General features: G+C 48.4%; 18 protein-coding genes and 3 pseudogenes. 15 read left to right on the top strand and 6 right to left on the bottom strand.

What is annotated here, in order from left to right:
• Window positions 1-249 (top strand): annotated as a pseudogene (locus ABYP73_RS00205) (hypothetical protein); the annotation flags it as partial.
• Window position 250: 1 nt separating this feature from the next.
• Here the strand turns inward: ABYP73_RS00205 and ABYP73_RS00200 are convergent.
• Window positions 251-1,003, bottom strand: coding sequence for an XRE family transcriptional regulator (locus ABYP73_RS00200; RefSeq protein WP_372973105.1), 753 nt, complete (start codon window positions 1,001-1,003; stop codon window positions 251-253).
• 159 nt (window positions 1,004-1,162) lie between these two features.
• On the opposite strand from ABYP73_RS00200, the gene ABYP73_RS00195 reads away from it, so the two are divergent.
• From ABYP73_RS00195 to ABYP73_RS00165, 7 genes are all read left to right on the top strand, one after another.
• Window positions 1,163-1,858, top strand: coding sequence for a DUF4130 domain-containing protein (locus ABYP73_RS00195; RefSeq protein ID WP_372973104.1), 696 nt, complete (start codon window positions 1,163-1,165; stop codon window positions 1,856-1,858).
• Window positions 1,859-2,011: 153 nt separating this feature from the next.
• Window positions 2,012-4,858, top strand: a complete 2,847-nt coding sequence (gene uvrA, locus ABYP73_RS00190) for an excinuclease ABC subunit UvrA (RefSeq protein ID WP_372945523.1) — start codon at window positions 2,012-2,014, stop codon at window positions 4,856-4,858.
• Between the two features lie 60 nt (window positions 4,859-4,918).
• Entirely contained in the window at window positions 4,919-5,605 is a 687-nt protein-coding gene (locus tag ABYP73_RS00185; protein WP_372945521.1) for a TIGR00730 family Rossman fold protein, read from the top strand.
• A 6-nt stretch (window positions 5,606-5,611) separates the two neighbouring features.
• Window positions 5,612-8,446 carry a metalloprotease gene (locus ABYP73_RS00180; protein ID WP_372973103.1) on the top strand — a complete coding sequence of 945 codons (2,835 nt, stop codon included), beginning with the start codon at window positions 5,612-5,614 and terminating at the stop codon, window positions 8,444-8,446.
• 156 nt (window positions 8,447-8,602) lie between these two features.
• Window positions 8,603-11,014 (top strand): thiamine pyrophosphate-dependent enzyme, encoded by a 2,412-nt coding sequence (locus ABYP73_RS00175; RefSeq protein ID WP_372973102.1) that lies wholly within the window; start codon window positions 8,603-8,605, stop codon window positions 11,012-11,014.
• 64 nt (window positions 11,015-11,078) lie between these two features.
• The gene (locus ABYP73_RS00170) at window positions 11,079-13,340 is read left to right on the top strand and encodes an aminotransferase class III-fold pyridoxal phosphate-dependent enzyme (RefSeq protein ID WP_372973101.1); all 2,262 of its coding nucleotides are present in this window, start codon (window positions 11,079-11,081) and stop codon (window positions 13,338-13,340) included.
• A gap of 37 nt (window positions 13,341-13,377) precedes the next feature.
• Window positions 13,378-13,755, top strand: a complete 378-nt coding sequence (locus ABYP73_RS00165; protein WP_372945855.1) for a DoxX family protein — start codon at window positions 13,378-13,380, stop codon at window positions 13,753-13,755.
• A gap of 2 nt (window positions 13,756-13,757) precedes the next feature.
• Here ABYP73_RS00165 and holA read toward each other — a convergent pair whose 3' ends face one another.
• Window positions 13,758-14,762 (bottom strand): DNA polymerase III subunit delta, encoded by a 1,005-nt coding sequence (holA, locus tag ABYP73_RS00160; RefSeq protein WP_372973100.1) that lies wholly within the window; start codon window positions 14,760-14,762, stop codon window positions 13,758-13,760.
• A 26-nt stretch (window positions 14,763-14,788) separates the two neighbouring features.
• Between holA and ABYP73_RS00155 the strand changes: the two genes are divergently transcribed.
• The 3 genes and pseudogenes from ABYP73_RS00155 (at window position 14,789) to ABYP73_RS00145 (ending at window position 17,314) form a co-directional block, all read left to right on the top strand.
• Window positions 14,789-15,244, top strand: a complete 456-nt coding sequence (locus ABYP73_RS00155) for a type I restriction enzyme HsdR N-terminal domain-containing protein (RefSeq protein WP_372946419.1) — start codon at window positions 14,789-14,791, stop codon at window positions 15,242-15,244.
• A 105-nt stretch (window positions 15,245-15,349) separates the two neighbouring features.
• A pseudogene (locus ABYP73_RS00150) lies at window positions 15,350-16,351 on the top strand (glycosyltransferase family 2 protein).
• 102 nt (window positions 16,352-16,453) lie between these two features.
• Window positions 16,454-17,314, top strand: a complete 861-nt coding sequence (locus ABYP73_RS00145) for an OmpA family protein (protein WP_372946417.1) — start codon at window positions 16,454-16,456, stop codon at window positions 17,312-17,314.
• 54 nt (window positions 17,315-17,368) lie between these two features.
• On the opposite strand, the gene ABYP73_RS00140 is transcribed toward ABYP73_RS00145, so the two are convergent.
• The gene (locus tag ABYP73_RS00140; RefSeq protein ID WP_372973099.1) at window positions 17,369-17,992 is read right to left on the bottom strand and encodes an L-threonylcarbamoyladenylate synthase; all 624 of its coding nucleotides are present in this window, start codon (window positions 17,990-17,992) and stop codon (window positions 17,369-17,371) included.
• 5 nt (window positions 17,993-17,997) lie between these two features.
• A pseudogene (locus ABYP73_RS00135) lies at window positions 17,998-20,322 on the bottom strand (ATP-dependent helicase).
• 216 nt (window positions 20,323-20,538) lie between these two features.
• Here ABYP73_RS00135 and ABYP73_RS00130 point away from each other — a divergent pair.
• The 4 genes from ABYP73_RS00130 (at window position 20,539) to ABYP73_RS00115 (ending at window position 23,750) form a co-directional block, all read left to right on the top strand.
• Window positions 20,539-20,997: a DsrE family protein gene (locus ABYP73_RS00130; protein ID WP_372973098.1), complete on the top strand. Its 459-nt coding sequence runs from the start codon at window positions 20,539-20,541 to the stop codon at window positions 20,995-20,997.
• A gap of 9 nt (window positions 20,998-21,006) precedes the next feature.
• Complete coding sequence (locus tag ABYP73_RS00125) at window positions 21,007-22,287, top strand: amidohydrolase (RefSeq protein WP_372945537.1); 1,281 nt, start codon at window positions 21,007-21,009, stop codon at window positions 22,285-22,287.
• A 35-nt stretch (window positions 22,288-22,322) separates the two neighbouring features.
• Window positions 22,323-23,132: a hypothetical protein gene (locus ABYP73_RS00120; protein WP_372973097.1), complete on the top strand. Its 810-nt coding sequence runs from the start codon at window positions 22,323-22,325 to the stop codon at window positions 23,130-23,132.
• Between the two features lie 99 nt (window positions 23,133-23,231).
• Window positions 23,232-23,750 (top strand): hypothetical protein, encoded by a 519-nt coding sequence (locus tag ABYP73_RS00115; RefSeq protein WP_372973096.1) that lies wholly within the window; start codon window positions 23,232-23,234, stop codon window positions 23,748-23,750.
• Between the two features lie 3 nt (window positions 23,751-23,753).
• Here the strand turns inward: ABYP73_RS00115 and ABYP73_RS00110 are convergent, their stop codons facing one another.
• Entirely contained in the window at window positions 23,754-24,665 is a 912-nt protein-coding gene (locus tag ABYP73_RS00110; RefSeq protein ID WP_372973095.1) for a patatin family protein, read from the bottom strand.
• The gene (locus ABYP73_RS00105; RefSeq protein WP_372973094.1) at window positions 24,662-26,755 is read right to left on the bottom strand and encodes a M1 family metallopeptidase; all 2,094 of its coding nucleotides are present in this window, start codon (window positions 26,753-26,755) and stop codon (window positions 24,662-24,664) included. Before ABYP73_RS00105 ends, ABYP73_RS00110 begins: the two co-directional genes overlap by 4 nt.
• Between the last annotated feature and the right edge of the window lie 33 nt (window positions 26,756-26,788).

The raw sequence follows: 26,788 nt of genomic DNA, 5'->3' as shown, positions 1-26,788 counted from the left end.
GATGGCAAGACCGGGTTGCTGGTCACCTATACCCAGGGAGGAGATACACCGGGAGACTCCTACTTGTGGGAATTGAATGATGAGTTGTTTCCGGTAAAATTCAGAATGTGGGTTCAGATACTTCCCCTGAAAGGCTTGTCAGCCACCTGGGAAGGTTGGCAGAAGACAGAGAACGGGGTATGGTTACCCCAATTTCACAAGGTAGGCCCTTTGACTTTGGATTTGGGAGATGTTTCCGCTGCCAGATAGCCTAGGCCTTTAATTGTTTTTTCAATTCTTCCATGGATTGTTGTAGCTGACGCAGGAGGCCGTTCTCAGTGGTCGCATCAACCCCGAACGTAATCTTGCTGCTCACCTGCCAAACCTCCTGTATTTGATAGGGTTCTATTTCATAAGGTGGATAGGATTCGTTCAGGGAGATCAACAGGATCTTATTGGAATTCGGAGGCCTTTCGATCTTTTTCACCATCACTGAATCCTGCAGGACCACTACGTATATCTTATTGGAATTGATATCACTGAGGTCTTCCACAGCCCGTGCAAGCACCCATTCACCCGGTTTCAGGTTGGGGAGCATACTGTCTCCTTCTACCTGGAAACCCCTGTAGGTGGCATTGCGGAATTCCGGGATGGGAAGATCAAAGGCAGGTAGCTGTCGGTACCAGCTGGTATCATGTATGTTCTGAGGATATCCGGCTGCGGCTTTTGCATTGACAAGGACCATGTTCTCCCTGTCAGAGGAATCTACCGTGACCACCTTGGGGATCACACTGGTACCGGAGGCTTCAATATATTGTTGCTCGCTTTCCCCGTACAACCACAGTGGATTCACCTTAAACTGTTTCAACAGGGCCGCTACAACCTTGCCGGAAAGTTTTGTCCTCCCTCTTTCAATATCTGCCGTGGTACTGGATACCCCGATCAGGGCAGCGAATTCGGCCTGAGTATACCCCAGTTCCCTCCTGAGATCAGTAAACCTTTTGATAGTCAATTCATTTTCCATTGTGCCTGAATTTGGACATTAATCAATAACTCCTCTGATCAAAGATAAGAAATTTGGATAATATCCAAAATATATTAGGAATATTTCCATATTATGGAATATATCCATATATTTGGAATATGTACAACTCAGGGCCACCTGAAAACAAATATAAAGGATATGGATTCCGAAGCAGCAGTTCACTTTTACGACGGTAGTTTTAACGGTTTTCTTACTGTACTTTATGACATCGAGCAACGCGGTTTGGCTGTAGAAATACTAAAGAAGAAAGAAAAAACGGAAGATGCCCTGTTTCCCGATCCCAGCTTTATCGAAACCCGCCTGAAACACGCGAGGATCTTGTGGGAGCAATTGAGGGTTGACAATTACAGCGCCCTGAAGACCCTGTATTTTGCCTTTATGAGTAAGGAAAGGAATCTGGAAAAAACCCTCTTGGATTTTTATTATTCCTGGAGAAAAAACAGAGACACTAAAAGGAATATCATGTACGATACCCGTTTTCATGAAATTTTTAACCTGGCTGCGGATGTCGAAAAGGAAAAAATCCAAACAGAGCGTAAGTTGACAGGTCATCAGGAGCCTGAAACACCCGCCATTCGTTTTATTAAACCCAGGCACAACATTCTTCCTCTGATCTCTAAACGCATGAGGACCCGGTTCCGAAATAGTGAATGGTACATTTTTGATATGAGGAGGAAATACGGGCTTCACCACTGTAATGGCAGCATTGCCTTCGTACCCTTCCGGCCTGAATTCCTGAAAGAGGAGAATATTAATTCAGTACCATCAGGAACTTCAAAATTTCCTTTCCTGTTTCATAACGAAGAGTCTAAAGCCTCTGCGGCTGTTGCTTGATGTCATGAAAGCATGAGTGATTTGATCAATGAAATGATTAAAGATTTAGTCATGTCAAACCCTCTTAAATTAAAATGGAATTAACATGGAGGGGGCTGTACTCACTTCATTTTTAGGAATCAAAAGAGTACCTTTGCCACTTTGCCTCTTTGCATGACGAAATTCGAAGAACACATAGAAGTAAAAGGTGCCCGTGTTCACAATCTCAAGGACATTGATGTAAGCATCCCCAGGGAAAAACTGGTGGTCATAACCGGTCTTTCCGGCAGTGGAAAGTCCTCCCTTGCTTTCGATACCATCTACGCGGAAGGCCAGAGGCGCTACATCGAGACCTTTTCGGCCTATGCGAGGCAGTTCCTGGGAGGTCTGGAAAGGCCCGATGTGGATAAGATCGATGGTCTGTCGCCAGTGATCGCCATCGAACAGAAGACCACTTCCAAATCCCCGCGGTCCACCGTGGGTACGATCACCGAGGTCTACGATTTTTTAAGGCTGCTTTATGCCAGGGCTGCAGACGCCTACAGTTACAAGACAGGTGAAAAGATGGTCAGTTATTCCGATGAGCAAATCCGCGAACTCATCCTTACCTCCTTTTCGGGAAAACGGATCAATATCCTGGCCCCCGTTGTTAAATCGAGAAAAGGACATTACCGGGAACTCTTTGAGCAGATCGCCAAACAGGGGTTTGTCAAGGTTCGCGTAGACGGTGAACTGCAGGATCTGCGCAAGGGTATGAAGGTCGATCGGTACAAGACACACGACATTGAGATCGTGGTAGACCGGCTGGCTGTTACCGATAATCCAGAGTTGGAAAAAAGGCTTTCGGAATCCATCAATACAGCCATGTACAGCGGCAACGACACCCTGATGGTCCTTGCCGAAGGGGATAGCGAGCCCAGGTATTTCAGCAGAGACCTCATGTGTCCTACCACAGGCATCTCCTACCCTACCCCTGAACCCAATACGTTTTCTTTCAATTCCCCCAAAGGCATGTGTGAGGAATGCAACGGGCTGGGTCACACTTATCAGATCAATGAACAAAAGATCTTCCCGGACAGGAAGCTGTCCATCGCTGCCGGCGGTATCGCCCCCCTGGGAGAATACAAGAAATCCTGGGCTTTTAAACAACTGGAGACCATAGCAAAGCGCTATGAATTCGACCTGAAAGACCCCATTTCCAAAATACCGGCAGAAGCCATGGAAGTTATTCTTTACGGGGGTCAGGAACGCTTTGTGGTGGATTCCAAATCACTGGGGGTCAGGAGGGATTACACCATCGATTACGAGGGGATCGCTCATTTTATCAGGAATCAGTTCAACAGTTCGGATTCCACTTCCATCAAGAGATGGGCCAAGGATTACATGGACAAGATCCGGTGCCCGGAATGTCATGGGACACGCCTCCAAAAAGCATCCCTGAATTTCAGGATTGGAGAAAAGAACATAGCCGAGCTCGCGGCAATGGACATAGCCGAGTTGGCTGCATTCTTTGAAAACCTTGAAAAGACCCTGAGTGGAAACCAGAAGATCATCGCCGAAGAGATCATCAAAGAGATCAGGAGTCGGGTTCAGTTCCTCCTGGATGTAGGACTGGATTACCTCTCCCTGAACAGGCCTTCAAAATCCCTTTCCGGAGGGGAAGCCCAGCGGATACGACTGGCCACCCAAATCGGTTCACAACTGGTCGGCGTGCTCTACATCCTTGACGAACCGAGTATCGGCCTGCACCAGAGGGATAATGGAAGACTGATCAGGTCCTTGCTGTCTCTCAGGGATATAGGGAATTCCATTATCGTCGTGGAACACGATAAGGACATGATAGAAAATGCAGACCATGTGATCGACATAGGTCCCAGGGCCGGAAAGCACGGAGGGGAGATCATATCGGAAGGCATACCCGCAGAACTGAAACAGCACGACACGCTCACAGCCGACTACCTGACGGGGAAGAGGGAGATTCCCATCCCCAAGCGAAGAAGGGAGGGCAATGGAAAACAGATCGTACTGGAAGGTTGTACAGGCAATAACCTGAAAAATATTTCAGTTTCCTTTCCCCTGGGAAAAATGATAGGCGTGACCGGCGTATCTGGGAGCGGAAAATCGACCCTGGTGAATGAGACCCTCTACCCCATCATGAATGCCCACTATTTCAACGGGGTGAAGAAACCTATGCCGTATAAAAGGATAAAAGGGCTGGAACATATCGACAAGGTCATCGACATCAACCAGTCGCCTATCGGCAGGACCCCGAGGTCCAATCCGGCCACTTACACAGGAGTGTTCAGTGAGATCAGATCTCTGTTTACAAAAACTCCGGAAGCGGCTATTCGCGGGTATAAACCTGGGAGGTTTAGTTTTAATGTCAAGGGAGGTCGATGCGAAACCTGCCAGGGAGGAGGCCTCCGGGTGATCGAGATGAACTTCCTGCCCGATGTCTATGTGGAATGTGAGACCTGCAACGGGAAACGTTTTAACAGGGAAACCCTGGAGATCCGTTACAAGGGAAAATCCATTGCCGATGTGCTTGACATGACCATTGACGAGGCCGTGGATTTCTTTGAGAACATTCCCAAGATCTACAGAAAACTCAAGACGATACAGGATGTAGGATTAGGATATATCTCCCTGGGGCAGCAGTCCACCACCCTGTCGGGAGGTGAAGCCCAGCGGGTGAAACTGGCCACAGAATTGTCCAAAAGGGATACAGGGAATACATTTTATATACTGGATGAACCCACTACAGGCCTGCATTTTGAAGATATCCGGGTCCTGATGGATGTGCTTAACCGGCTGGTCGACAAGGGGAATACCATCCTGATCATCGAACACAATATGGACGTGATCAAAATGACAGACCATATCATCGATATCGGGTATGAAGGGGGAAGAGGAGGCGGAATGATCGTGGCTGAAGGCACACCGGAAGAAGTGGCGGCCGATGCCAAGAGTTACACCGCACAATTTTTGAAAAGAGAATTGGACCCGGCCCTTAGCCATTGAAAAATAGTTTTACGACATTTATAATGTATAGCCGGAATCCGCGTTTTAAGGCATAGAGGTATGAGAAAGGAGAAACATCACAAGGGCTGGAATGAGATCAAGACGAACGACTCCTGGGCGATCTTTAAGATCATGGGAGAATTTGTCAATGGATTTGAGAAAATGAGCGCCATTGGGCCTTGTGTGACCATATTTGGGTCTGCCCGAACCAAATCCGGGGATGTGTATTATGAAATGGCTGTACAGATCGCCAAAAAAGTAGCTGAAGCGGGTTATGGGATCATCACGGGCGGCGGACCCGGGATCATGGAAGCTGGGAATAAAGGTGCGCACCTGGCTGGGGGCACGTCTGTGGGCCTGAATATCGAACTCCCTTTTGAACAGCATGACAATCCCTATATCGACAACGATAAAAGTCTGGATTTTGACTATTTCTTCGTTCGGAAGGTGATGTTTGTAAAGTATTCCCAGGGATTCGTGGTCATGCCCGGTGGATTTGGCACCCTCGATGAGCTCTTCGAAGCGATTACCCTGATACAGACCCATAAGATCGGTCGATTCCCCATCATCCTGGTCGGTTCTGAATTCTGGTCAGGTCTCATGGAATGGATCAGAAACACCATGCTGGAAGCAAAAAACATCAGTCCGGAAGATCTCGACCTGGTAAAGATGGCCGATTCAGCAGAAGAAGTTGTGGATATCATCGATGCATTCTATAAGGGACATACCCTCAGTCCAAATTTCTAATCCCTTATGAGGCTAAAAGACAGAACTGTATTCCTTGTTTGTCTTTGTCTGATCTCTTTATTGGGGCCAGGCTGTGTCTTCGCCCAGCACATCAATATTCTGAAAGCCGAACTGTATCCCGAGACCAGGGAGATCGAGATACAGCAAGAATTCACCTACCAGAACGATTCTAAGGACACCCTTGCCGTACTCTATTTCAATGACTGGGCCCATTCGTATTCCAGTAAGAAGACAGACCTGGCGAAGCGATTTGCAGAGGACTTCAGGAAAACCCTGCACCTGGCCAAAGACGACGAAAGGGGCTCGACGCGCATCTTCGGCATGTCGGATTTTGAATTCCGCAACCTGAATTGGAAACGAACCAGGAAAAGGGATTTGATAGAAATACAGCTCAACCGGCCACTGCCTCCCGGAGCCTCGGTAAAAATGTACCTCACCTACGCGGTCACACTCCCTCCGAACAGGTATACCCCCTATGGTTATGATTCCAGAGGCGGATATTATTTAAAGGACTGGTACCTGACGCCTGCAGTATACACGGATGACTGGCAATTGTATACCAATAAGAACCTGGAAGACCTGTACACCGGTATCACGAACACCACCATCACCCTTACCTACCCAGAAAACCTGTTCCTGGGTACCAATTACAACGAGGTCAATATCACGTCCTATCCTTCCAAACAGATAGCAACTCTTAAAGGGGTAGGCCGGAAAAGCGGGGACGTGATCCTGAATTCTTCCCGTAAGTTCATCAAGCACGTTACGCCTTATCTCATCGTTGTCACCGATATCCGATCTCCCAAATATGACGAAATTTCCCAGGGGATCTCTATAAACCGTATCACCCAGTTCATACACGAGAACCTGGGAGAGTACCCCTATGAACAACTGCTGGTGAGCGAAACCGACTTTAACAAGAACCCTCTGTACGGGCTCAATCAGCTGCCTTCATTCATCAGGCCCTATGAAGAGCAGTTCCAGTTTGAGATGAAATTCCTGAAAACGGCCCTTTTGAGTCAGCTTCGCGAAACCCTGTTTCTCAACCCCAGAAAAGAGCAATGGGTCACGGACGCTATTGTCAACTACCTCATGATCCGTTTTGTGGAAACGTATTACCCGGACCAAAAACTTTTGGGAAAACTCTCTTCCATCTGGCCTATAAGTACCTTTACCCTGGCACAGATGTCCTTCAATGATCAGTATCCGTTTTTATATATGCTTACGGCGAGGAAGAACCTGGACCAACGGCTGACCACCTCCAACGATTCCCTCATTAAGTTCAACCAGAAAATCGCCAACACTTACAAGGCGGGGCTGGGCCTGGCCTATCTCGCTGCCTATACGGAAAGGGAGGAGGTAGATAATAGCATTAAGGAATTCTACAACACCTACAAGCTTCAACGGGTAACCTCTTTGGATTTCAGGAGAGCCGTGGAATCTAACGTATCCAGGGACGTGGCCTGGTTTTTCGATACCTATGTAGAAACGGATAAAAGGATCGATTTTAAGATCAAGAGGGTGGACAATCTGGAAGATACCCTCGCAGTGGTCCTTAAGAATAAGAGCGGGACCAATGTGCCTATTTCCCTCTTCGGCCTGAAAAATGACAGTGTGATCTCTAATTACTGGTTCTCGAATATCATCGGGATTGACACCGTCCTTATACCTAACCGCGAAGAAGACCGCCTCGTTCTGAATTACGATCAAAACATCCCGGAGTTCAACCAAAGGGACAACTGGAAATCCCTGAGCGGTTTTTTCTCCAGCAATAAAAAACTAAAACTTCAATTCCTAAAGGACGCCGAAAATCCTTATTACAACCAGTTGTTCTACATGCCTGTGGCAGGTTTCAACGTGTATGACGGTATCTCTCCGGGGATCAGGTTCTCCAATAAAACCTTGCTGGAAAGGCCCTTTATTTTCAGCTTGGCACCTTCATTCGCACTCAAAGAACGGTCCCTTGTCGGGGTAGCCGGGTTCAACTACCGTAAATACCTAAGAAAAAGTGGACTATACGTCGCGAATTACAGTCTCAACATGTCGAGTTTTCATTTTCAGACCAATTCGAGATACAGCACCGTGACCCCCGCCTTTGGCCTCGGCTGGAGACCGGACGATCTCATTTCGAACGAACGGCGTTCCCTGGTCTTTAGGTATGTGAACGTATTCAGGGATATCGATCCTTCCCTCTCTATTGAGACCGACCCTGATTACAGTGTATTTAATGTTCGTTACAATCACTATAACAATGGTATTATAGATTTTTTCTCATGGTTCGTTGACGGACAGCATTCGGCCGACTTCTCCAAACTGTCTTTCAATTTTGAATATCGGAAGCTTTTTGACAATAATACCCAACTCAATCTCAGGTTTTTCGCCGGTAAATTTCTGCGAAACGAGACCAATTCGGATTTTTTCAGTTTTGCCCTCGACCGGCCAACCGATTATCTCTTTGATTACGATTATTTGGGTCGATCTGAAGAAACAGGTATTACCAGTCAGCAGATCATCATTGCGGAGGGTGGTTTCAAATCGCAGTTAGAGAATCCCTTTGCCAATGACTGGCTGGTTACTACGAATGCCAGTGTGAATTTGTGGCGATGGATAGAATTCTACGGTGACATAGGCTTTGTAAAGAACAGGGGTATCGATCCGAGGTTTGTCTATGATTCGGGGATACGCCTGAACCTGGTGACAGATTATTTCGAATTGTATTTCCCTATTTACTCCAACAACGGATGGGAGATCGCCCAACCGGCCTATGATGAGAAGATTCGATTTCTCGTGACCTTAAGCCCAAAAACCCTGATAGGGCTGTTTACCCGAAAGTGGTTTTAAAAATTAACATATTCTTAATTATTGAGGTCTTGTATTATTTAGTTTACAATATTTAAGCATATCTGCGAATTTTATTGACAAATTGTTAATGCTATTCCCTATTTTCCCCTTGCAAAAACCCCTTCTTTTTGATATTTTCGTCAAAATTTCTGTTCCATGGACCCGAAGCTTCAAACCAGTGAGGATATTTCCTTTGACGAATTTCGGAAGCAGATACTGAACGATTACCAGGTCGCCGTTATGAGTCGGGAATGCAGCCTCCTCGGAAGGCGGGAGGTTCTCACGGGAAAAGCTAAATTCGGCATCTTCGGGGATGGGAAGGAATTGCCTCAACTCGCAATGGCACGGGCTTTTAATAATGGCGATTTTCGCAGCGGGTATTACAGAGATCAGACCTTTATGATGGCCCTGGGGCTGTTGACTCCCAAAGAATTCTTCCACGGCCTGTATGCGACCACTGATCTCGAAAAAGAGCCCATGAGTGCCGGTCGACAGATGGGAGGGCATTTTGGTACGTATAGTCTAAGTGAAGACGGCACCTGGAAAGACCTCACCCAGCAAAAAAACAGCAGTCCGGACATCTCCCCCACTGCCGGACAAATGCCCCGACTTCTCGGTCTTGCTCTGGCCTCCAAGGTATACCGAAATGAAAAAGGCCTTCAGGCAGAAAAATTCACAGATAATGGTAATGAGGTAGCATGGGGTACTATAGGCAATGCGAGTACCAGTGAAGGACACTTTTTCGAGACCATCAATGCCGCCGGGGTCCTGCAGGTTCCCATGATTGTAAGCATATGGGATGATGAGTACGGGATCTCCGTACCAGCGAAATACCAGACCACGAAGGAAGACATTTCGGCTATCCTATCGGGTTTCCAGCGAACGGAAGACGAACCCGGATATGAGATCCTGAAGGTGAAAGGATGGGATTACACCGCCCTGATCCACACGTATGAAAATGCCTCCGATATCGCCCGGGAGGAACACGTCCCTGTCATCATTCACGTAACGGAACTCACCCAGCCGCAAGGGCACAGCACCTCAGGGTCTCATGAGCGTTACAAAAGTGAGGCGCGCCTGGCATGGGAAAAAGAGAATGACTGCAATAAGCGTTTCAGGGAATGGATTCTTTCCAACCGCATCGCCTCAGAGGAGGATCTGAAATCGCTGGAAAAAAAGATCAAGACAGAGGTTCGGATGGCCAGGAAAGACGCCTGGAATGAATTCCTCAACCCTCACAAAGAGGATAAGAAAGCACTGGTTCACCTACTGGAAGGACTGGCCCAAAGCAGCCCGAACAAGGCTTTTATCTCCAAGATCAAGAACGATCTCATCGCGGTGGAAGAACCCTTAAAGAAAGACCTCGCATCCCTACCAAGGAAGGCACTGCGCTATGTCCTGGGGGAACACACTCCACAGAAGAAAGCCCTGGAGGAATGGATCTCCGGCTTCATGAAGAAGAACCAGCCACATTTCAGTTCCCACCTGTACAGCGAGTTGCCTAACAAGGCGACTAATATAGAGGAGATCTTACCGACATACGACGACAATCCAGAACCTGTGGATGGCAGGATCATCTTGCGGGATAATTTTGATGCTCTTTTTTCGAAGTACCCTGAGTTGATGATTTTCGGGGAAGACAGCGGTGCCATAGGGGATGTCAATCAGGGACTGGAGGGACTCCAGAAAAAATACGGTGAAATCCGCATTTCAGATACCGGTATCAGAGAAGCCACTATCGTGGGACAAGGAATAGGCCTGGCACTGAGGGGACTCCGGCCCATCGCCGAGATTCAGTATCTCGATTACCTCATGTACGGCCTGCAAACACTGAGCGACGACCTCGCAACCCTGCTCTATCGCACCGTAGGGAAACAAAAAGCACCCCTCATTGTCAGGACCAGGGGGCATCGGCTGGAAGGGATCTGGCATTCGGGATCCCAAATGGGTGGGATCATACATTTGCTGAGGGGAATGTATGTGCTTGTACCCAGGAACATGACCAAAGCCGCCGGTTTTTACAACACCCTGCTGAAAAGTGATGAGCCCGCTCTAATCGTTGAAAGCCTCAACGGTTATCGCCTCAAAGAGCCAAGGCCCTCCAATCTGGGAGAACTTTGTACACCCATCGGACTCGTGGAAGTAGTAAAAAAAGGTACGGATATTACCGTCGTATCTTACGGTTCCACGTTGAGGATCGTCATGGATGTGGCCGAGGAATTGAAAGAGGTGGGGATAGATGCAGAAGTGATCGATGCACAGTCCCTGCTACCCTTCGACCTCCGAAGTGATGTCCTGAAAAGTGTAAAGAAGACCAACCGATTGCTCATCGTGGACGAAGATGTGCCGGGCGGCTGTTCTGCTTATCTCATGCAGGAGATCATCGAAAAACAGGGAGCCTACAGATATCTCGACAGTGCTCCGCATACCCTGAGCGCCAGGTCCCACCGGCCTGCCTATGCCTCAGACGGAGATTACTTCTCCAAGCCCAATGCGGAAGATATCTTCGAAAAGATCTACCAGATCATGCACGAGGCCAACCCTTCGGATTTTCCGGAACTTCGTTAGACAAAAATTCTTTTTCGTTCTCTTAGAATTGTCCTATGTTTAGGGATACTAACCCTGTGAACCTATGTCGGTAAAGAGGATCCTGGAACAAGAGTACGGCCTGAAGGTCCTTCAACTGATTCCCATGGAGGGCTATGTAAGCACCAACATTAAGGTGGAAACAGAAGATGGTATCTATGTTTGTAAAAAGTACCAGGACACCCAGCGGACAAGGGATGAGCTCCGGGCCGAGGACAGGGTGTTAGAACTACTAGGAAATATGGATACCTGTGCCTTTTCACGCCGGATCTGTACCAAAACAGGAGCTCCCTTTACAGAGGATGAAGGCACGCTCTACAGGTTGCTGACCTTCCTGGAAGGGCAATTCCTGGCATCCGTCCCTCATAGTCCCGAGTTACTAAGCGACCTGGGAAGAACCCTGGGCAGGATGGATACCCTCTTGTGTTCTGTTTCTGAAGTTGTCCTGGAAGCCAAAGAAATTGACTGGGATCTCAGGCATACCAAACGTTGCCTTCCCCTGCTCCGTCAGATACCAAATGCCCCAGACAGGAATCTGGTGGCCTATTTCCTGCTCCAATTCGACGACCAGATATCGCCTATATCCCATCGCTTTAAAAGATCTCTGATCTACGGTGATGCCAACGATTGGAATGTCCTGACAGATGGCAAACTGGTAAGCGGGATCATCGATTTTGGTGATATGTGCCATACCTGGACGGTCAATGAGGTGGCCATTGGGATGACCTACGCCATGATGCACAAGGATCGTCCTTTGGAATACGGGCAATACGTTCTCGAGGCCTACCACAGGGAAATGCCACTAACGGAACTCGAATGTGACAGCCTGTACTGGCTCATCGCGGCCCGGCTTTGTATCAGCGTATGCAATTCTGCTGCAGCCTCCGGCGGGAAAGAGGGATCTTCCTATATCACTATAAGTGAAGAAGGAGCCTGGGCTTTGTTGCACCAACTGCTGAGGATCAATCCCATGGAAGCGGCCAATACTTTCAGGAAGGCTTGTGGTTTTAGCAGGCTGCACACGGCATCTACCGCCGAACTCCTCAAGAACAGGAAGGAGCACTTTGGAAAGAACCTTTCCCTCAGCTATGCGGATCCCATTCCTATGGAACGTGCTGCCTTTCAATATATGTATGATACACAGGGTAACACTTTCCTGGATGCCTATAACAACATCATGCTTGTGGGGCACTGCCATCCCCGTGTGGTAGAGGCAGGCCGCAAGGCCATGGCAAAACTCAACACCAACACCCGCTACCTGTACCAGGCGTTGGAGGAATACAGCACCGCCCTTCTAGCCAAATTCCCCCCGAAACTCAATAAGATTTATTTCTTGAATTCTGGCAGTGAGGCCAGTGACCTCGCCATCCGGATGGCCAAATACCATACGCGCAAGAAAAAAGTGGCGGTACTGGACAGTGGATACCACGGGCATACTCAGGCGGGGATGCAGATCAGCGCCTACAAGTATCAGAAACTAGGACCGGACGGCAAGCCCTGGGATACTGTTGAGTTGTCCTTGCCCAAGGTATTCGGAAGCCCCTGGAAAGATGACGGAACGGCCGGCCAGAATTATTCAAGGGAAGCCATCGAGAGGATCCATGAGACCGATGGAGAACTGGCGGCATTCATCGCCGAGCCCATTGTGGGATGTGGTGGGCAGGTACCGCTGGCCAAAGGATATTTGAATGCTGTATATCCGGAGATCAGGGCACAGGGAGGTGTGGTCATCAGCGATGAGGTGCAGGTAGGCTTCGGCAGGCTCGGTGAGGTTTTCTGGGGTTATGAGCTCTATGATGTTGTCCCTGATATTGTCATCCTTGGAAAACCCATGGGCAACGGTCACCCCATGGGCGCTGTGGTCACCACAGATGAAATAGCCGAATCCTTCGGGCAGGGTCCGGAATTCTTCAGTTCCTTTGGAGGGAATCCCGTTTCCTGCCAGATCGGGCTAGCAGTCCTGGAAGTAGTTGCTGAAGAAAACCGGCAGGAACACGCGAGGAATACCGGAGAATACCTCCAGTCTGCTTTGAACAACTTAAAGATAAAATACCCTGTAATCGGAGATGTGCGGGGTTATGGCCTGTTTCTTGGGGTCGAACTGGTATCCCCTGAAGGACAGCCACTGACTACACTCGCTTCTGTCCTAAAAAACGAATTGCGGAATCAATTTGTCCTGGTTAGCACGGACGGACCTTTTGACAATGTTCTGAAGATCAAACCTCCTCTCTCTTTCAATCAAAAGAATTCTGACGAGCTGGTTTTTAAATTAGACAGGATTTTCGGTCAAAATATTGTTTATTTCTAAAAAAACTTTACATTTATTTAACATATCCCCAAATATCATGAAAAACAGTCTGCAAGTGAACATAGGGTTGGCCCTGCTCAGGATCTCTGCTTCTGCGATGATGCTCACCCATGGTTATCCCAAATTCCAGAAACTCATCTCAGGAGATTTTGAGTTCGGTGATCCCATAGGATTCGGTCCCACACCCACCCTCTTCCTGGCGATAATTGCCGAATTCATTTGTCCCATCCTGATACTAATCGGCTTTAAGACCCGCTGGGCTGCCATCCCTACAGCTGTAACGATGGCAGTGGCCGCATTTATCGTTCATGCCGATGATCCGTTCGGAACTAAGGAAAAAGCATTGCTTTTCCTTTCCGTGTTCCTGGTGATCATGCTATTGGGACCCGGAAAATACAGTGTGGACAAAAAATAGCGCTACATGATCTTGACCAGGAGCTCCTTTAGCAGGTCTCCCTGGCTCATGTTATAGGCGCCCACCCCTTTTCCTTTCATATCCAGTTCCCGCAGGTAAGCGACTACCTTGCTTGATTTTTTCATGGAATAATTCCTGGCTGCAACCTGGAATTCATCGACGAAATACGGATTGATCCTCAGTGCACTGGCCACGTTCCGGGGCGAATGGTCATTGAGCCCGTGATATTGTAGCAATTGGGTGAAAAAGGTGTGCAGGAGGGAAACGGTCACCACAAAGGGATTGTCCCTGGGATTCTGGGAGAAATAAGTGGCTATGCGTGTGGCCTTCACGATGTCTTTCTCCCCTATGGCCTTTTTGAGTTCAAAATTATTGTAATCCTTGCTGATGCCGATATGCTTTTCTATGACTTCCGGGGTGATTTCCGTTCCTTTCGGCAGGACTACGGACAGCTTTTCCAGCTCATTATGAATGCGGCTGAGATCGGTACCCAGGAATTCCACCAATAAAATAGAAGCCTTATGGGAGATAGGATATCCCTTAGATTTCAGCACCTTTCGTATCCATTCCGAGACCTGGTTCTCATACAGTTTTTTACTTTCGAAAACCAAGCCGTTGGGCGCTTTTAATACTTTGTGGAGTTTTTTGCGTTTATCCAGTTTCTTGTATTTGTAGCAGATCACCAGGACCGTTGATGGCTGAGGGTTTTCCACATAAGGTGCCAGTTGTTCTATGGTCCTTGACAGGTGCTGAGCTTCCTTGACGATGATCACCTGACGTTCTGCCATCATAGGAAAACGCTTGGCATTGGAAACGATATCGTCTACACTGACATCCTTCCCGTAAAGAACCATCTGATTAAATCCCTTTTCCTCCTCGGTAAGAACGTTTGTGCCTATAAATTCAGCTATACGGTCTATGTAGTACCCTTCATCCCCCATCAGGAAATACACGGGCAGTATTTTCCCGTTGCGGATGTCATCAATAAGCCGTTTTACTTCTTCCATCGAAAAAAAATCGACAATTTTGTGAGATGGAAAATCTCAATTTTCCGGGATACCGTTTTCGTTTCAAAAATAGCGAAAATAACCCCCTGATCTTTGATGTGGTTCGCAAAAAATTTGTGGTCCTGCAACCTGAGGAATGGGTAAGGCAGCATGTTGTCCGATACCTTCATGAAGATAAGAACTACCCTCTGAGTCTGATCAACGTAGAGAAGCAGATCAAGGTTCACACCCTCTCAAAGCGCTTCGACGTCGTCGTGTTCTCTCCAAAAGGAGACATAGAGATCCTGGTGGAATGCAAGGCACCCAAAATAAAGATCACTGAGGATTCATTTGACCAGGCTGCCAGGTACAATCTCGACCTAAAGGCACGGTTTCTGCTCGTTACCAATGGGCTGGATCACTATTTTTGCCGGATCGACTATGAGAATTCCTCTTATATTTTCATCGAGGATCTTCCTTCTTATAACGGGAGAATGGGATAAAACCGTTCTTTTACCTGACCCGGCCATGTGCGATTTATTTCTTTACTTTGTGGCCTTGCCAGCTTCAGCTTTATCGGCAATTTATAAACCCGGAATCTCAACATGTTGAACCTTGCGGTCGTCATACTCAACTGGAACGGAGAAGCCCTGCTTGAGAGATACCTGCCCTCCGTGATCGAAAACTCCGGAGAAGCAGATATCTATGTGGCAGACAACGCTTCAACCGACGGCTCAGTGGCCTTTCTGTGAAGGAATTATCCGAAGATTAAGATCATTCAGAACTCCACCAATGGAGGGTTTGCGAAAGGTTACAACGATGCCCTGAAGGAAGTGGATGCAGACGTATACTGTCTCCTTAACTCCGATGTGGAAGTGACACCAAACTGGTTGTCCCCGGTTATGGAAATCTTTGAGGCAAACCCCGACGTAGCTATCGTACAACCCAAAATACTCGACCTACTTAAACCCGATCACTTCGAATACGCCGGGGCCGCAGGTGGATTTCTGGACCAGCTGGGATATCCCTTTTGTAGAGGCAGGATCTTTCAGTCGCTCGAACAGGATCACGGACAGTACGATGATGTAAAAGAGATCTTCTGGGCCACAGGTGCCTGCATGTTCATCCGGAAAAAGGTCTTTGATGAGCTAGGGGGGTTTGATGAGGACTATTTCGCCCACCAGGAAGAAGTAGATCTCTGCTGGCGGGCCCAAAACAAAGGGTATAAGATCTTTTATGTAGGTAGATCCCAGGTCCTTCACCTGGGTGGCTCTACCCTGAGCAATATGAACCCCAAGAAAACCTACCTCAATTTCAGGAATTCCCTTTTCTCTATCACCAAGAATTTGCCCCGAAAAAAGGCGTTGGTGATCATCCTGTCAAGACTGTTGCTCGACGGGATCGCGGCGGTCCGCTTCATCTTCCAGGGGAAAGGCCGTCATTGCATTGCCATTCTCAGAGCCCACCTGAGCTACTACAGGCAGTTCAGGAAGATGTATCGAAAAAGGGAAAAATCAGATTTCGTGATAAAATACTACAAGACAAAATCCATTGTCCTTTCCCACTACGTATATAAAATAGGGTCATTTAACGAATTAGTAAAAGATTAACTAAAACCTTATATTATGGAATATGCTTTTCTATAATTTTGATCCCAAATAACAATAAAACCTAACAGAATCAATAATCCAAAAATTAAATCAAGTACTACAATGAAAAGAATATTATTAGGAAGCCTGGGAATGATGATCTTACTCTCATCCTGTGTTTCCCAGAAGAAGTATGCCGAATTGGAAGCCAAACAAAAAGAGACCCAGGATCTGCTGAATTCGGCCACGGTAAAACTGAACAGTTGTCTGGAGGACAAAGCCTCAGCTACTGCCCGACTGAAAACCCTGGAAGATCAGAATGCCTTCCTGAAAGCCAACAACCAGGAGCTGATCAACAACATGGGGAACCTGACGACCCTGACCACCAAAGGAGCTGAAAACCTGGAAAAATCCCTCGAGAGCCTGCAGGAAAAGGATCTGACCATCCGCAAATTGCAGGATGCCATCACAAGGAGAGACTCAGTAAACCTCGCCCTGGTTCAAAGCCTGAAAGGTGTTTTGGGTAACCTGGATGACGAAGATATCCAGATCAGCGTGGAGAAAGGAGTGGTATTCGTTTCCATTTCCGATAAATTACTCTTTAGCTCAGGAAGCTATAATGTAACCGCGGCTGCCAAAGAGGTTCTCGGAAAAGTGGCCAAGGTCGTCAACAACAAACCCGACTTTGAATTCATGGTCGAAGGACATACAGACAACGTACCTTATCAGAGCGGAGTACTCCTGGATAACTGGGATCTCAGCGTGAAAAGGGCTACCTCAATCGTCAGGATTCTTCAGAATGATTTCAAAGTGGATCCTGCCCGTATGACCGCAGCCGGACGCAGCTACTACGTACCTCTTATGAGCAACGATACAGCTGCCAACCGTGCCAAGAACCGAAGGACTCGCATCGTAGTGCTGCCAAAACTGGATCAGTTCTACAGCATGATCGAGGAAGGGATGAAAGACCCAGCGATCAAGTAAGATTTCTAGAAAAGCAATAATTCAAACCGCGATACTGAGTATCGCGGTTTTTTTTTACAGAATATCAAGGGACCCTTTCCCTTCCCGAACTACCTCTGGCTCAAATCCGGACAGGTCGATCACGGTGGAAGGCACATTCCCCCCATAGCCTCCATCGATGACGATGTCGACCAGGTTTTGCCATTTTTCCAGGATCAACTCCGGATCCGTGGTATACTCGATCACATCGTCCTCGTCCCTAATGGAAGTAGAGATGATAGGATGCCCGAGCCCTTCCACCAGCGCCTTGGTAATAGCGTTATCCGGCACCCTGATCCCAACGGTCTTCTTGTTTTTGAACGCCCTGGGCAGGTTGTTGTTTCCGGGGAGGATAAAGGTATAAGGTCCTGGCAACGCCCGCTTCAGGATCTTGAAAGTTGGCGTATCTATCTGCCTGACGTAATCCGAGAGGTTGCTCAGGTCTGCGCAGATGAAGGACCAGTTCGCTTTATCGAGTTTTACTCCCTTGATACGGGCGATCCTCTCCAGGGCTTTGGTTTTGGTGATATCACACCCCAGGCCGTAGACCGTATCCGTGGGGTAAATGACGAGACCGCCTTTGCGCAACACCTCCACTACCCTTTGGATCTCCCTGGGATTGGGGTTCTCATTATATATCCGGATGAATTCTGCCTGCATACCCGTCAGTTTAAAACTTCAAGTTTGGCAAATCGGAGCAGCAGTTTTTTTACATCCCCCCTCTCAAATCGGATCTCTGCTTTTTTGTCATTACCCGCCCCCTCGAGCTTGATCACTTCGCCCTTGCCGAAGCGCGTATGATTTACCTTTGTCCCGACAGAGAGTTCCGGAATATCTTCCTGGGTCCGGACTGAAGGCTCACCCAAATTGGGCCTTATCTTTCTGAGCTTCCTCAACTGGTCCGCGCTGGGTCTTCCGGGGGACGGAGGGGTTCCATTGGTGGGCTTTTGCTGCCTGAGCCTGCTTTTATCGACTTCCCCAAAAATATCCGAGCTGATCAGGGGTTTGAACCTGTAATTATCAACGGGAGTTAGATTGTCAATGTACTTCTCATCGATCTCTTCCAGGAATCGGCTGGGTTCTGCATCGATCAACTTACCCCAGCGATACCTATTTTGGGTCTAGGTGAGGTAGGCCTGTTTTTCGGCCCTCGTCAGGGCTACGTAAAACAACCTTCTCTCCTCCTCCAGTTCACTCCGCGTATTCATACTCATGGCTGAGGGGAAGAGGTCCTCCTCCATACCTACGATATAAACGTAGGGAAATTCCAGTCCCTTTGCCAGGTGGATGGTCATAAGGGCTACCCGATCGTCATCGGAGGTATCCTTATCCATATCAGTGGCCAGAGCTACATCTTCCAGGAATTCGGTAAGGTCGCCTTTAGCGTCAGCCAGTTCTTTCTGCCCCTCTACGAAGTCTTTGATCCCGTTGAGCAATTCTTCGATGTTTTCCATCCTCGCGATCCCTTCCGGGGTCCCGTCTTTTTTGAATTCCAGCAGGATCCCCGATTTCCTGGCCACGTGTTCGGCCAGGGTAAAGGCGTCTGCATTTTCATTCATGATCTGGAAACTCTTGATCATGTTCACGAAGTCCTCCAGTTTCCGCTGGGTTCCCGAATTGATCTTCAGGTCTAACTTATCGAGGTTTTCTATGATCTCGAAGATGGATTTCCCGTAGTGGTTCGCCGCCACGGTAAGGCGGTCTATGGTCGTCTGACCTATACCCCTTGCCGGGAAATTGATAACCCGTTTCAACGCCTCCTCATCCTTTGGGTTGATGACCAGCCTCAGGTAGGAAAGGACGTCCTTGATCTCCTTACGCTGATAGAATGAGAGTCCGCCGTAGATCCTGTACGGAATATCCCTTTTCCTCAGGGCATCCTCAATGGACCTCGACTGGGAATTGGTTCGATAGAGTACCGCAAAATGGTTGTTTGGAAGCTGGTGCTGCATTTTATTCTCGAAGATGGACCCGGCTACAAACCTGCCTTCTTCTGCATCCGTGGGGGACCTGTGAAGTTTGATCTTATTTCCCTCGTCATTGGCGGTCCAGACCACTTTCTCCAGCTGATTCTTATTCTTGGCGATGATCGCATTGGCCGCATTCACGATATTCTTGGTCGAGCGGTAATTCTGCTCGAGCCTGTAAACTGCCACATCGTCGTAATCCCTTTGAAAATTGAGGATATTCGAAATATTCGCCCCTCGGAAAGAATAGATACTTTGGGCGTCATCCCCCACCACACAGATATTCTGATACCGGTCTGAGAGGGCTTTGACGATCAGGTACTGGGAATGGTTGGTGTCCTGGTACTCATCCACCAGGATATATCGGAACCGGTCCTGGTATTTGAGCAACACGTCCGGAAAACGGGTCAGCAGCTCATTTGTTCTCAGTAGAAGGTCGTCGAAATCCATGGCACCCGACTTAAAACAGCGGTCAACATACTCCTGATAGATATCTCCCAGCCTGGGCCTTTTGGCCATCGCATCTGCTTCCATCAGTTCCGGGTTCTGAAAGTAGGCCTTTACCGTGATCAGACTGTTCTTATATGAGGAAATGCGATTCTGTATCTGTTTGTATTTGTAAATGTCCTTGTCTAGCCCCATCTCCTTTATGATAGAGGCGATAAGTCGCTGGGAATCCTGTGTGTCGTAAATGGTAAAGTTGCTCGGGTAACCCAGTTTATCCCCGTCGTACCTCAAAAGGCGGGCGAAAACGGAGTGGAAAGTCCCCATCCAGAGATTCTTGGTCTCTGAGGTCCCGACAAGATCGGCAATACGCTTTTTCATCTCACGGGCTGCCTTATTGGTAAAGGTCAGGGCGAGGATATTGAACGCATCCACATCCTGCTGCATCAGGTGGGCGATCCGATAGGTCAGCACACGTGTCTTACCGGAACCTGCCCCGGCAATGACCATGAGCGGCCCGTCCTTGTGCAGGACAGGTGCTTTTTGGGCCTCATTGAGATGGTCGAGATAGGAATTCAAAAAAATGACATTTTCAGACCGTGAAGTTAGCCATATTTGACCGTTTGCTGAAACCTCCAATGTATTTTTATTGTGTTCCGTGGATCGCTTTTTATACAATTTAAATATCTTTAGCAGTCATTTAAAAATATGAGGTCAGGACCCATTGTTACTCTCTTCATACTATTGGTTTCATTTCCCTTAATTTGTAAGGCACAGACCAAGCAGGCAGGGCCTGTGATCCCTGATCACGGAGCTGTGTGGCCCATAGAAAATCCGGATTACCAGACCAGGCTGGACGAGCCGCTCAAAGTGGTCTTCGACATCATGGACAGTCCGGACTCCCCGGATCAGATCAATACCAGGATAGAGACCGCTGCACGTTTTCTCAATATGCATGCGCAGGCCGGGGTGCCCGTCGAAAATCTCCAAGTAGCTCTGGTGGTTCACAACAAGGCCTCCAAGGATATCGTCAAGGGAGAAGCTTACAGAGAACGCTTCGGCGTAGAGAACCCCAATGAAAAAATGGTGAACGATCTGCTCCGTGCAGGGGTTCAGGTGATCTTTTGCGGTCAGTCTTCCCTGTCCAGAGGCTTTCCCAGAACGGAGACCATAGAAGGGGTACAACTGGGGCTTTCTGCGATGACCGCCCTCATTCAATTGCAAAATGACGGTTACAGACTTATTAAATTTTAATCTTTTGATATGAAAAACATTTTACGTACGGTATGTGTGGCCCTTTTATCGCTTAGCGCATTTTCCCAGGGAAGCGGCCTGGATGAGGCCTATGCAAGGATAGAACCCAAGGTGATCGAATGGCGGAGGGACATCCACCAAAATCCAGAATTGTCCAATCGGGAATTCAAGACCGCTGAGAAGATCGCTGCACATCTTCGGTCGCTCGGGATCGAAGTACAGACAGGGGTAGCCCATACGGGGGTTGTCGGTGTGCTCAAGGGTAGTTCCCCGGGCAAAACTGTAGCGCTGAGGGCAGATATAGACGCTCTTCCTGTGTACGAGAGAAATGACCTGCCGTTCAAGTCGACGGTAACATCCGAATTTCTGGGGGAAACCGTAGGGGTGATGCACGCCTGCGGTCATGACACCCATACGGCCATCCTCATGGGCGTTGCAGAGGTTATGGCGAAGAACAAGGACAAGATCAAAGGGACTGTAAAATTCATTTTCCAGCCGGCAGAAGAGGGACCGCCCCCGGGAGAGGAAGGAGGGGCCTTGTTGATGGTCAAGGAGGGTGTTTTAAAAAACCCGGACGTAGATGCCATTTTTGGTCTCCACATCAACTCGCAGACACCTGTGGGCGTGATCCGATACAAGTCAGGGGGTGCCATGGCGGCAGCACAGAGTTTTACCATTCACGTGAAGGGGAAACAGAGCCACGGCTCCCAACCCTGGGCCGGGGTAGATCCCATTCTCATCAGCGCCAAGATCATTGACGGGCTTCAGACCATCATCAGCAGGGAAACTGAACTGACCAATGAGGCTGCGGTGATCACAGTTGGCAAGATCAAAAGTGGTGTCCGCTTCAATATTATCCCCGAGAGTGCTGAAATGCTAGGGACTATCCGCACCCTGGACTATGGCATGAAGGACAAATTGAACAAAAGGATGATGGACATGGTGCCCACTATTGCGAAAGCATACGGGGGTGAAGCAACAATTGAGATCAGGGACGCCACGGATATCACCTACAATGACCCGAAACTGGTATCCGCTATGCTCCCCACCCTGGAGCGGGTCGCCGGGGAAGACAATGTACAGGAGCAAAAAGCCATAACAGGGGCTGAGGATTTTTCATATTTCCAGCGAGAGGTCCCGGGATTCTTCTTCTTCCTGGGCGGAATGACTCCCGGGAATACGAAGCCTTTTCCCCATCACACTCCTGATTTTTTCATCGATGACAGCGGGCTCATCCTGGGCGTGAAAGCACTCACGGAATTGAGTCTCGACTACCTGAACAGATCCTGAATACGTTTTGACGAATGAAATTGACTATCGAACTTATGAGAAAGAAACTTATACTTCTGGGGTGTTTACTCAGCATAACGGCTACAGGCTTTTCACAAAGCAAAAAGGAACTCCTGCTCAGGCTCGAGGAGAGGGATGCAGAGATCCTGAAATTGAAAGGGGATCTTACCAGCAGCAAACAGGAAGCAGCCAGATATAAAGCTGAGATGGAAGCTGTGAATTTTGAGATGGAAGAGCTTAGGGCAACCAATGCCTCCCTTCTCCAGAATCTCACGAATTTTACGGAACTCTCCAACAAAAAGACGGAGAATATCAGCAAATCTCTGGAATCCCTGAGGAACAAGGAGAAACAATTAAAAAAGATCAGCGATGCCCTCACGAGTACAGATTCCACTACTCTGGCGTTGCTGACTTCTTTTAAGAACGCTTTGGGATCAGAGGTCAAAACAGGCCTTAGCGGTGGTGCGGTTACCGTAATCCTCGAAAACCCCTTCCTGTTCAAGGAGGTCGACCGGAACTACCAGGTAGTACCGGAAGCCTTGCCGGTACTGGAAAAGGTGGCATCGGTGCTGAAGAAATATCCCGGTCTCAAGATCATGGTGGAGACCAACAGCAATGCTCTTGAATTCAAAGATGTAAAACTAAAGGATAACTGGGACCTGAGCTCCCTCCAGGCCTCTTCGGTGGTAAGAGTACTTGCCGACACCTATGGGATCGACGCTAACCGTCTACAAGCTGTGGGGAAAAGTGAATATGGATTCAATGGGATAGAGACCACTACACGCATCAGGATTCAACCACCGTACGAAAAGTTCTACGGTACCATCCGGGAGATGATGAAATAACATTTAGAACCGGAGATATACAGGTATAGTACGCTCCTTATACTTTTTATCGGTTCCCGGCGTTGTAGATTCGTAAACCAAACTAAACACCCAAAAAACATGTCTGGAGACGATATTTTCCAAATGTTCGGCTTTTTGTTACCCGCCGTAGTCACAGGAGTCGTGGCTTTTTATTTTTTCAGGCTCCACACCCGGAACGAAGAAGGCAGGAGGCGTTACCTGCTGCACAAAGAAAGCCAGAAAAGCGCTTTACCCATCCGATTGCAGGCCTACGAAAGACTCGCCCTGTTCCTGGAGCGTATTTCCATCCCGAACCTGGTAGTGAGGGTAGCGCCTAAATCTGCGGATAAGGCAGCTTATGAGAACCTGCTCATCAAGAATATCGAAAATGAATTCGAGCATAACCTTTCCCAGCAGATCTACATGAGCGATGAATGCTGGAACGTGATCAAAGCGGCGAAGAGCGCCACTATACAGGCGATTCGCAGGGCAGGATTGAGCGAATCGGATTCCGCTGATAAACTCAGGGAGGATATCCTCAACGAGACCATGGACATGCAATCTCCATCTGCCACTGCCCTGGCTTATGTCAAAAAGGAGATCAGCGCCCTTTGGTAAAAACTACTCCAATTCAATCTGGAGCTGACTTTGTTGCTGGCTCTTTGTGTCGGCATATTGAAACCCGCTCTCCCACCATGAGGTCATTTTGTCCTTCTCAAAGATGAGGGAATTCGTCGTCAGGACGATAGGCGTATAATAGAAGTTGATGATCGCGTCGTTGTTATTGGCCACGAATTTCCCGATCCTGATATTCTGCCTTTCAATTCGGTCCAGCATAAAAGCAAACATATTGGTCAGCAGGGAGAAGGCGTTGCGGGAGGGCATGCGATTGAAATGTGTCGTCTCCGTATGCAGGATGATGGCATCCACCACCTTGGCCCCTCTTTTTATGGCTTCTTCAATTGGGACCATGCTCCCGAGCCCGCCATCGGCGTACTCACAGCCTTCTTTTCTCACCAGGCTCATAAAGGGAGTATAGTTGCAGGATATCCAGATCCACTCACAGAAATCGTCGTATTCAAAATCGTTGATCGACTTGTATTCCACCTGATTGAGCGAGAGATTGGAGACCGTCACTATGATGTCCTTGGGTCCGTGTTTGAGGATCTCGAATTCTTCCGGGGTAATGGTCTCCCTGATCAGTTTTAAAAGGTTGTGGCTTTCACCGAAAGTCTTGCTGCCGCGATAGAAATTTTTCAGTACGTTCCAGTGGGCGATCCCAATGTTGGAGACGCCGTGCTTTTTCTGAATAGTGAAAGGACAATTGCTGAAAATACTGTTCTGATCCACCGATGTGTAAACATCTTTGATCTTCTGGATCTTTTGCAGGGCCAGGTGAGAGATCAGCAGGCTTCCTGTTGAAGTGCCCAGAAAGAGGTCATACTGGTGTTTTTTTACCTCCATCAGGTATTGGGCGACCCCTCCAGCAAACGCCCCTTTGCTCCCACCGCCCGAAATGACCAATGCTCTCATTGATTGTCCAGTTGTTTTTTCAGATACTCGTATTCTTCACCCCGGAGTGCTTCCAGAATTTGCTCAAACCGCCGTCTCCTGTCAGGTTCATTGAGTTCTTCTTTCAGGATGTTCCTGGCGAATTGTCTGAATTGCCAGGAGGGATGTACAGCGGCGTTGATCAAGTCCTCCAGGTTCTTTCGGGAGTACGGGAAAACCTCTCCGATTAGGCTGAAAGCCAGTTGCCTGACTTCCATCGGAAATTGTGGAGCCGTATACCCAAACAATTCCTCCCTGTACATATGCTTCTCTACAGCGGTGCCGTAATCCCTGGTCAAGATAGCTAAAAGAAGCCATAGCTGGCGTATGTTTTTGTTAGGAAAGCCGATGATACCTTTTACTTTCTCCAGGTAAAAGATTCTCTTATCCGGTTGATGAAGCCATACCCTGTAAAGGGCATTTTCCAGGGTTGTATAACTATCATCATGCAGGAGTGACTCGAAATACGGCAGCAGGTCTCCTTCAAAGGCACCGGGTACCAGAGAAAGGGCCTGTCGCACCTGAAGACTTCCGGTTTCATAGGCCGTTTTGATGAATTCCGGGGAGAGGGACCTGTGATATGATAAGATCACTCGCTTTTTGAACGGGTCGGAATCTGTAGCGTCCCAGTACCTGAGGATGATCGATTCGTCTTCCGCAGAGCTCGCTGTCAGTTCCTGCCTCAGTCCCATAAAAAGATCGATGGGGCGGTATGATCGTCTTAGATGATCCATCACTTCGCGGTATGGGAAGCTCGTGCTTTCCAGCCAGGTACGGCGGTAATCATTGAGGTCCCGGCCCGAGGAAGATTCGGCGAGCCTCATAAAATCTGAAACCGTGGCATTCTTAAAAGAAAATGTAAGAAGGAATTCCGATATGGCCTTCCTGAATGACTCCTCCCCCAACAGCTCCCTAAGCATAAGGAGGGCGAGTCCGCCCTTATCGTAAAAAGTAAGGCTGCCTGCCTTGGGATCGAGAAGGAATTCCCCCCGGCCTTCCCGGGCCTGAGCTTCCAGGTTTTCAGCCTTGTCGTACAACATCCAGTAAAAATGATCCTCCCCCAGGAATTCTTTTTCGGCCAGCCAGGCATAACAGCTGGCAAACCCTTCATGCAGCCAGTGACTGGAGGCGTCCACTTCGGTCACCAGGTTGCCAAACCATTGATGCGCCAGCTCATGGGCGTTTACATTGACAAAATTCCGGTCTGCAAAAGCCGTGGAATCAATCAGGTAGGCATCCGAAAAAAGGGTGGCTCCGGCATTTTCCATCCCGGCATACAAAAAATCCCTCACGGGTACCATTTTGTAGTTCTGCCAAGGATACGGGACCCCAATCTCCTTTTCGAAGAAGTCGAAGATCTCCCGACTGAACCGGTAGGTAGGTTCTACCCGGAGGCTGTCATCGGGATAGTAATACATCTCGATGGGGATTCCTGATTCGGATTCCTTGTGCATGGAATCATACCGGCCCACGGCAAAAGCGAGGAGGTAGCTGCTCATGGGCTGGTTCATCTCCCATCCCCAGGTTCTCATGTCCCCATCATCTTTTATTTCGTAAAGCTGCCCATTGGAAATGACCTCATAATCCCTGTCGACCGCGATCTTAGTCCTAAAGGTGACCTTTTCGGTCATCAGGTCGAAACTGGGGACCCAATGGCTATTGTATTTACCCTGCCCCTGTGTCCATATCTGTTCGTTCCCCTGAATGCTATCCTTCCATCCAAGGAAATACAGCGCCTGGGAGGGTTGGCACTCATATTCTATTGCCAGACTGTAATTTCGGCCCGCACGCAGTTTCTTCCTGATCACGAGCCTCCTGCCGTCATAAGAATGTTTTGCTTTTTTCCCGTTCAATCTCACGGCCCCAATCTGCATCTTCCTCGCATCGAGAAACACTGAATCTGTTTTGGAACCGGTGATAAACTGGTATTGGACCTGGCCGGATACCTTTTCCTCAAGAGGGTGCAGTTCCAGACGGATGTCACCTGTGATAAAATCCCAGGCAGGGTCTTCCTGGGCAGCAGACGAACCTATTATTAAAAAGATGCTTGCAATGGTGAGAACACGCTTCATAGAGCAGGACATTTCCCTCCCAAAATTAGTATT

The sequence above is a fragment of the Muriicola sp. genome (assembly GCF_041567615.1).
Classification (GTDB): Bacteria; Bacteroidota; Bacteroidia; order Flavobacteriales; family Flavobacteriaceae; genus Muriicola.
The sequence above is the reverse complement of the archived record's forward strand: the minus strand, read 5'-3'. Positions and strand labels throughout refer to the sequence as shown.

Excerpts from the sequence above, each read along its gene's own strand:
- ABYP73_RS00200 (WP_372973105.1), bottom strand. The coding sequence starts at position 1,003 with ATGGAAAATGAATTGACTATCAAAAGGTTTACTGATCTCAGGAGGGAA.
- ABYP73_RS00195 (WP_372973104.1), top strand. The coding sequence starts at position 1,163 with ATGGATTCCGAAGCAGCAGTTCACTTTTACGACGGTAGTTTTAACGGT.
- uvrA (WP_372945523.1), top strand. The coding sequence starts at position 2,012 with ATGACGAAATTCGAAGAACACATAGAAGTAAAAGGTGCCCGTGTTCAC.
- ABYP73_RS00185 (WP_372945521.1), top strand. The coding sequence starts at position 4,919 with ATGAGAAAGGAGAAACATCACAAGGGCTGGAATGAGATCAAGACGAAC.
- ABYP73_RS00180 (WP_372973103.1), top strand. The coding sequence starts at position 5,612 with ATGAGGCTAAAAGACAGAACTGTATTCCTTGTTTGTCTTTGTCTGATC.
- ABYP73_RS00175 (WP_372973102.1), top strand. The coding sequence starts at position 8,603 with ATGGACCCGAAGCTTCAAACCAGTGAGGATATTTCCTTTGACGAATTT.
- ABYP73_RS00170 (WP_372973101.1), top strand. The coding sequence starts at position 11,079 with ATGTCGGTAAAGAGGATCCTGGAACAAGAGTACGGCCTGAAGGTCCTT.
- ABYP73_RS00165 (WP_372945855.1), top strand. The coding sequence starts at position 13,378 with ATGAAAAACAGTCTGCAAGTGAACATAGGGTTGGCCCTGCTCAGGATC.
- holA (WP_372973100.1), bottom strand. The coding sequence starts at position 14,762 with ATGGAAGAAGTAAAACGGCTTATTGATGACATCCGCAACGGGAAAATA.
- ABYP73_RS00155 (WP_372946419.1), top strand. The coding sequence starts at position 14,789 with ATGGAAAATCTCAATTTTCCGGGATACCGTTTTCGTTTCAAAAATAGC.
- ABYP73_RS00145 (WP_372946417.1), top strand. The coding sequence starts at position 16,454 with ATGAAAAGAATATTATTAGGAAGCCTGGGAATGATGATCTTACTCTCA.
- ABYP73_RS00140 (WP_372973099.1), bottom strand. The coding sequence starts at position 17,992 with ATGCAGGCAGAATTCATCCGGATATATAATGAGAACCCCAATCCCAGG.
- ABYP73_RS00125 (WP_372945537.1), top strand. The coding sequence starts at position 21,007 with ATGAAAAACATTTTACGTACGGTATGTGTGGCCCTTTTATCGCTTAGC.
- ABYP73_RS00120 (WP_372973097.1), top strand. The coding sequence starts at position 22,323 with ATGAGAAAGAAACTTATACTTCTGGGGTGTTTACTCAGCATAACGGCT.
- ABYP73_RS00115 (WP_372973096.1), top strand. The coding sequence starts at position 23,232 with ATGTCTGGAGACGATATTTTCCAAATGTTCGGCTTTTTGTTACCCGCC.
- ABYP73_RS00110 (WP_372973095.1), bottom strand. The coding sequence starts at position 24,665 with ATGAGAGCATTGGTCATTTCGGGCGGTGGGAGCAAAGGGGCGTTTGCT.
- ABYP73_RS00105 (WP_372973094.1), bottom strand. The coding sequence starts at position 26,755 with ATGAAGCGTGTTCTCACCATTGCAAGCATCTTTTTAATAATAGGTTCG.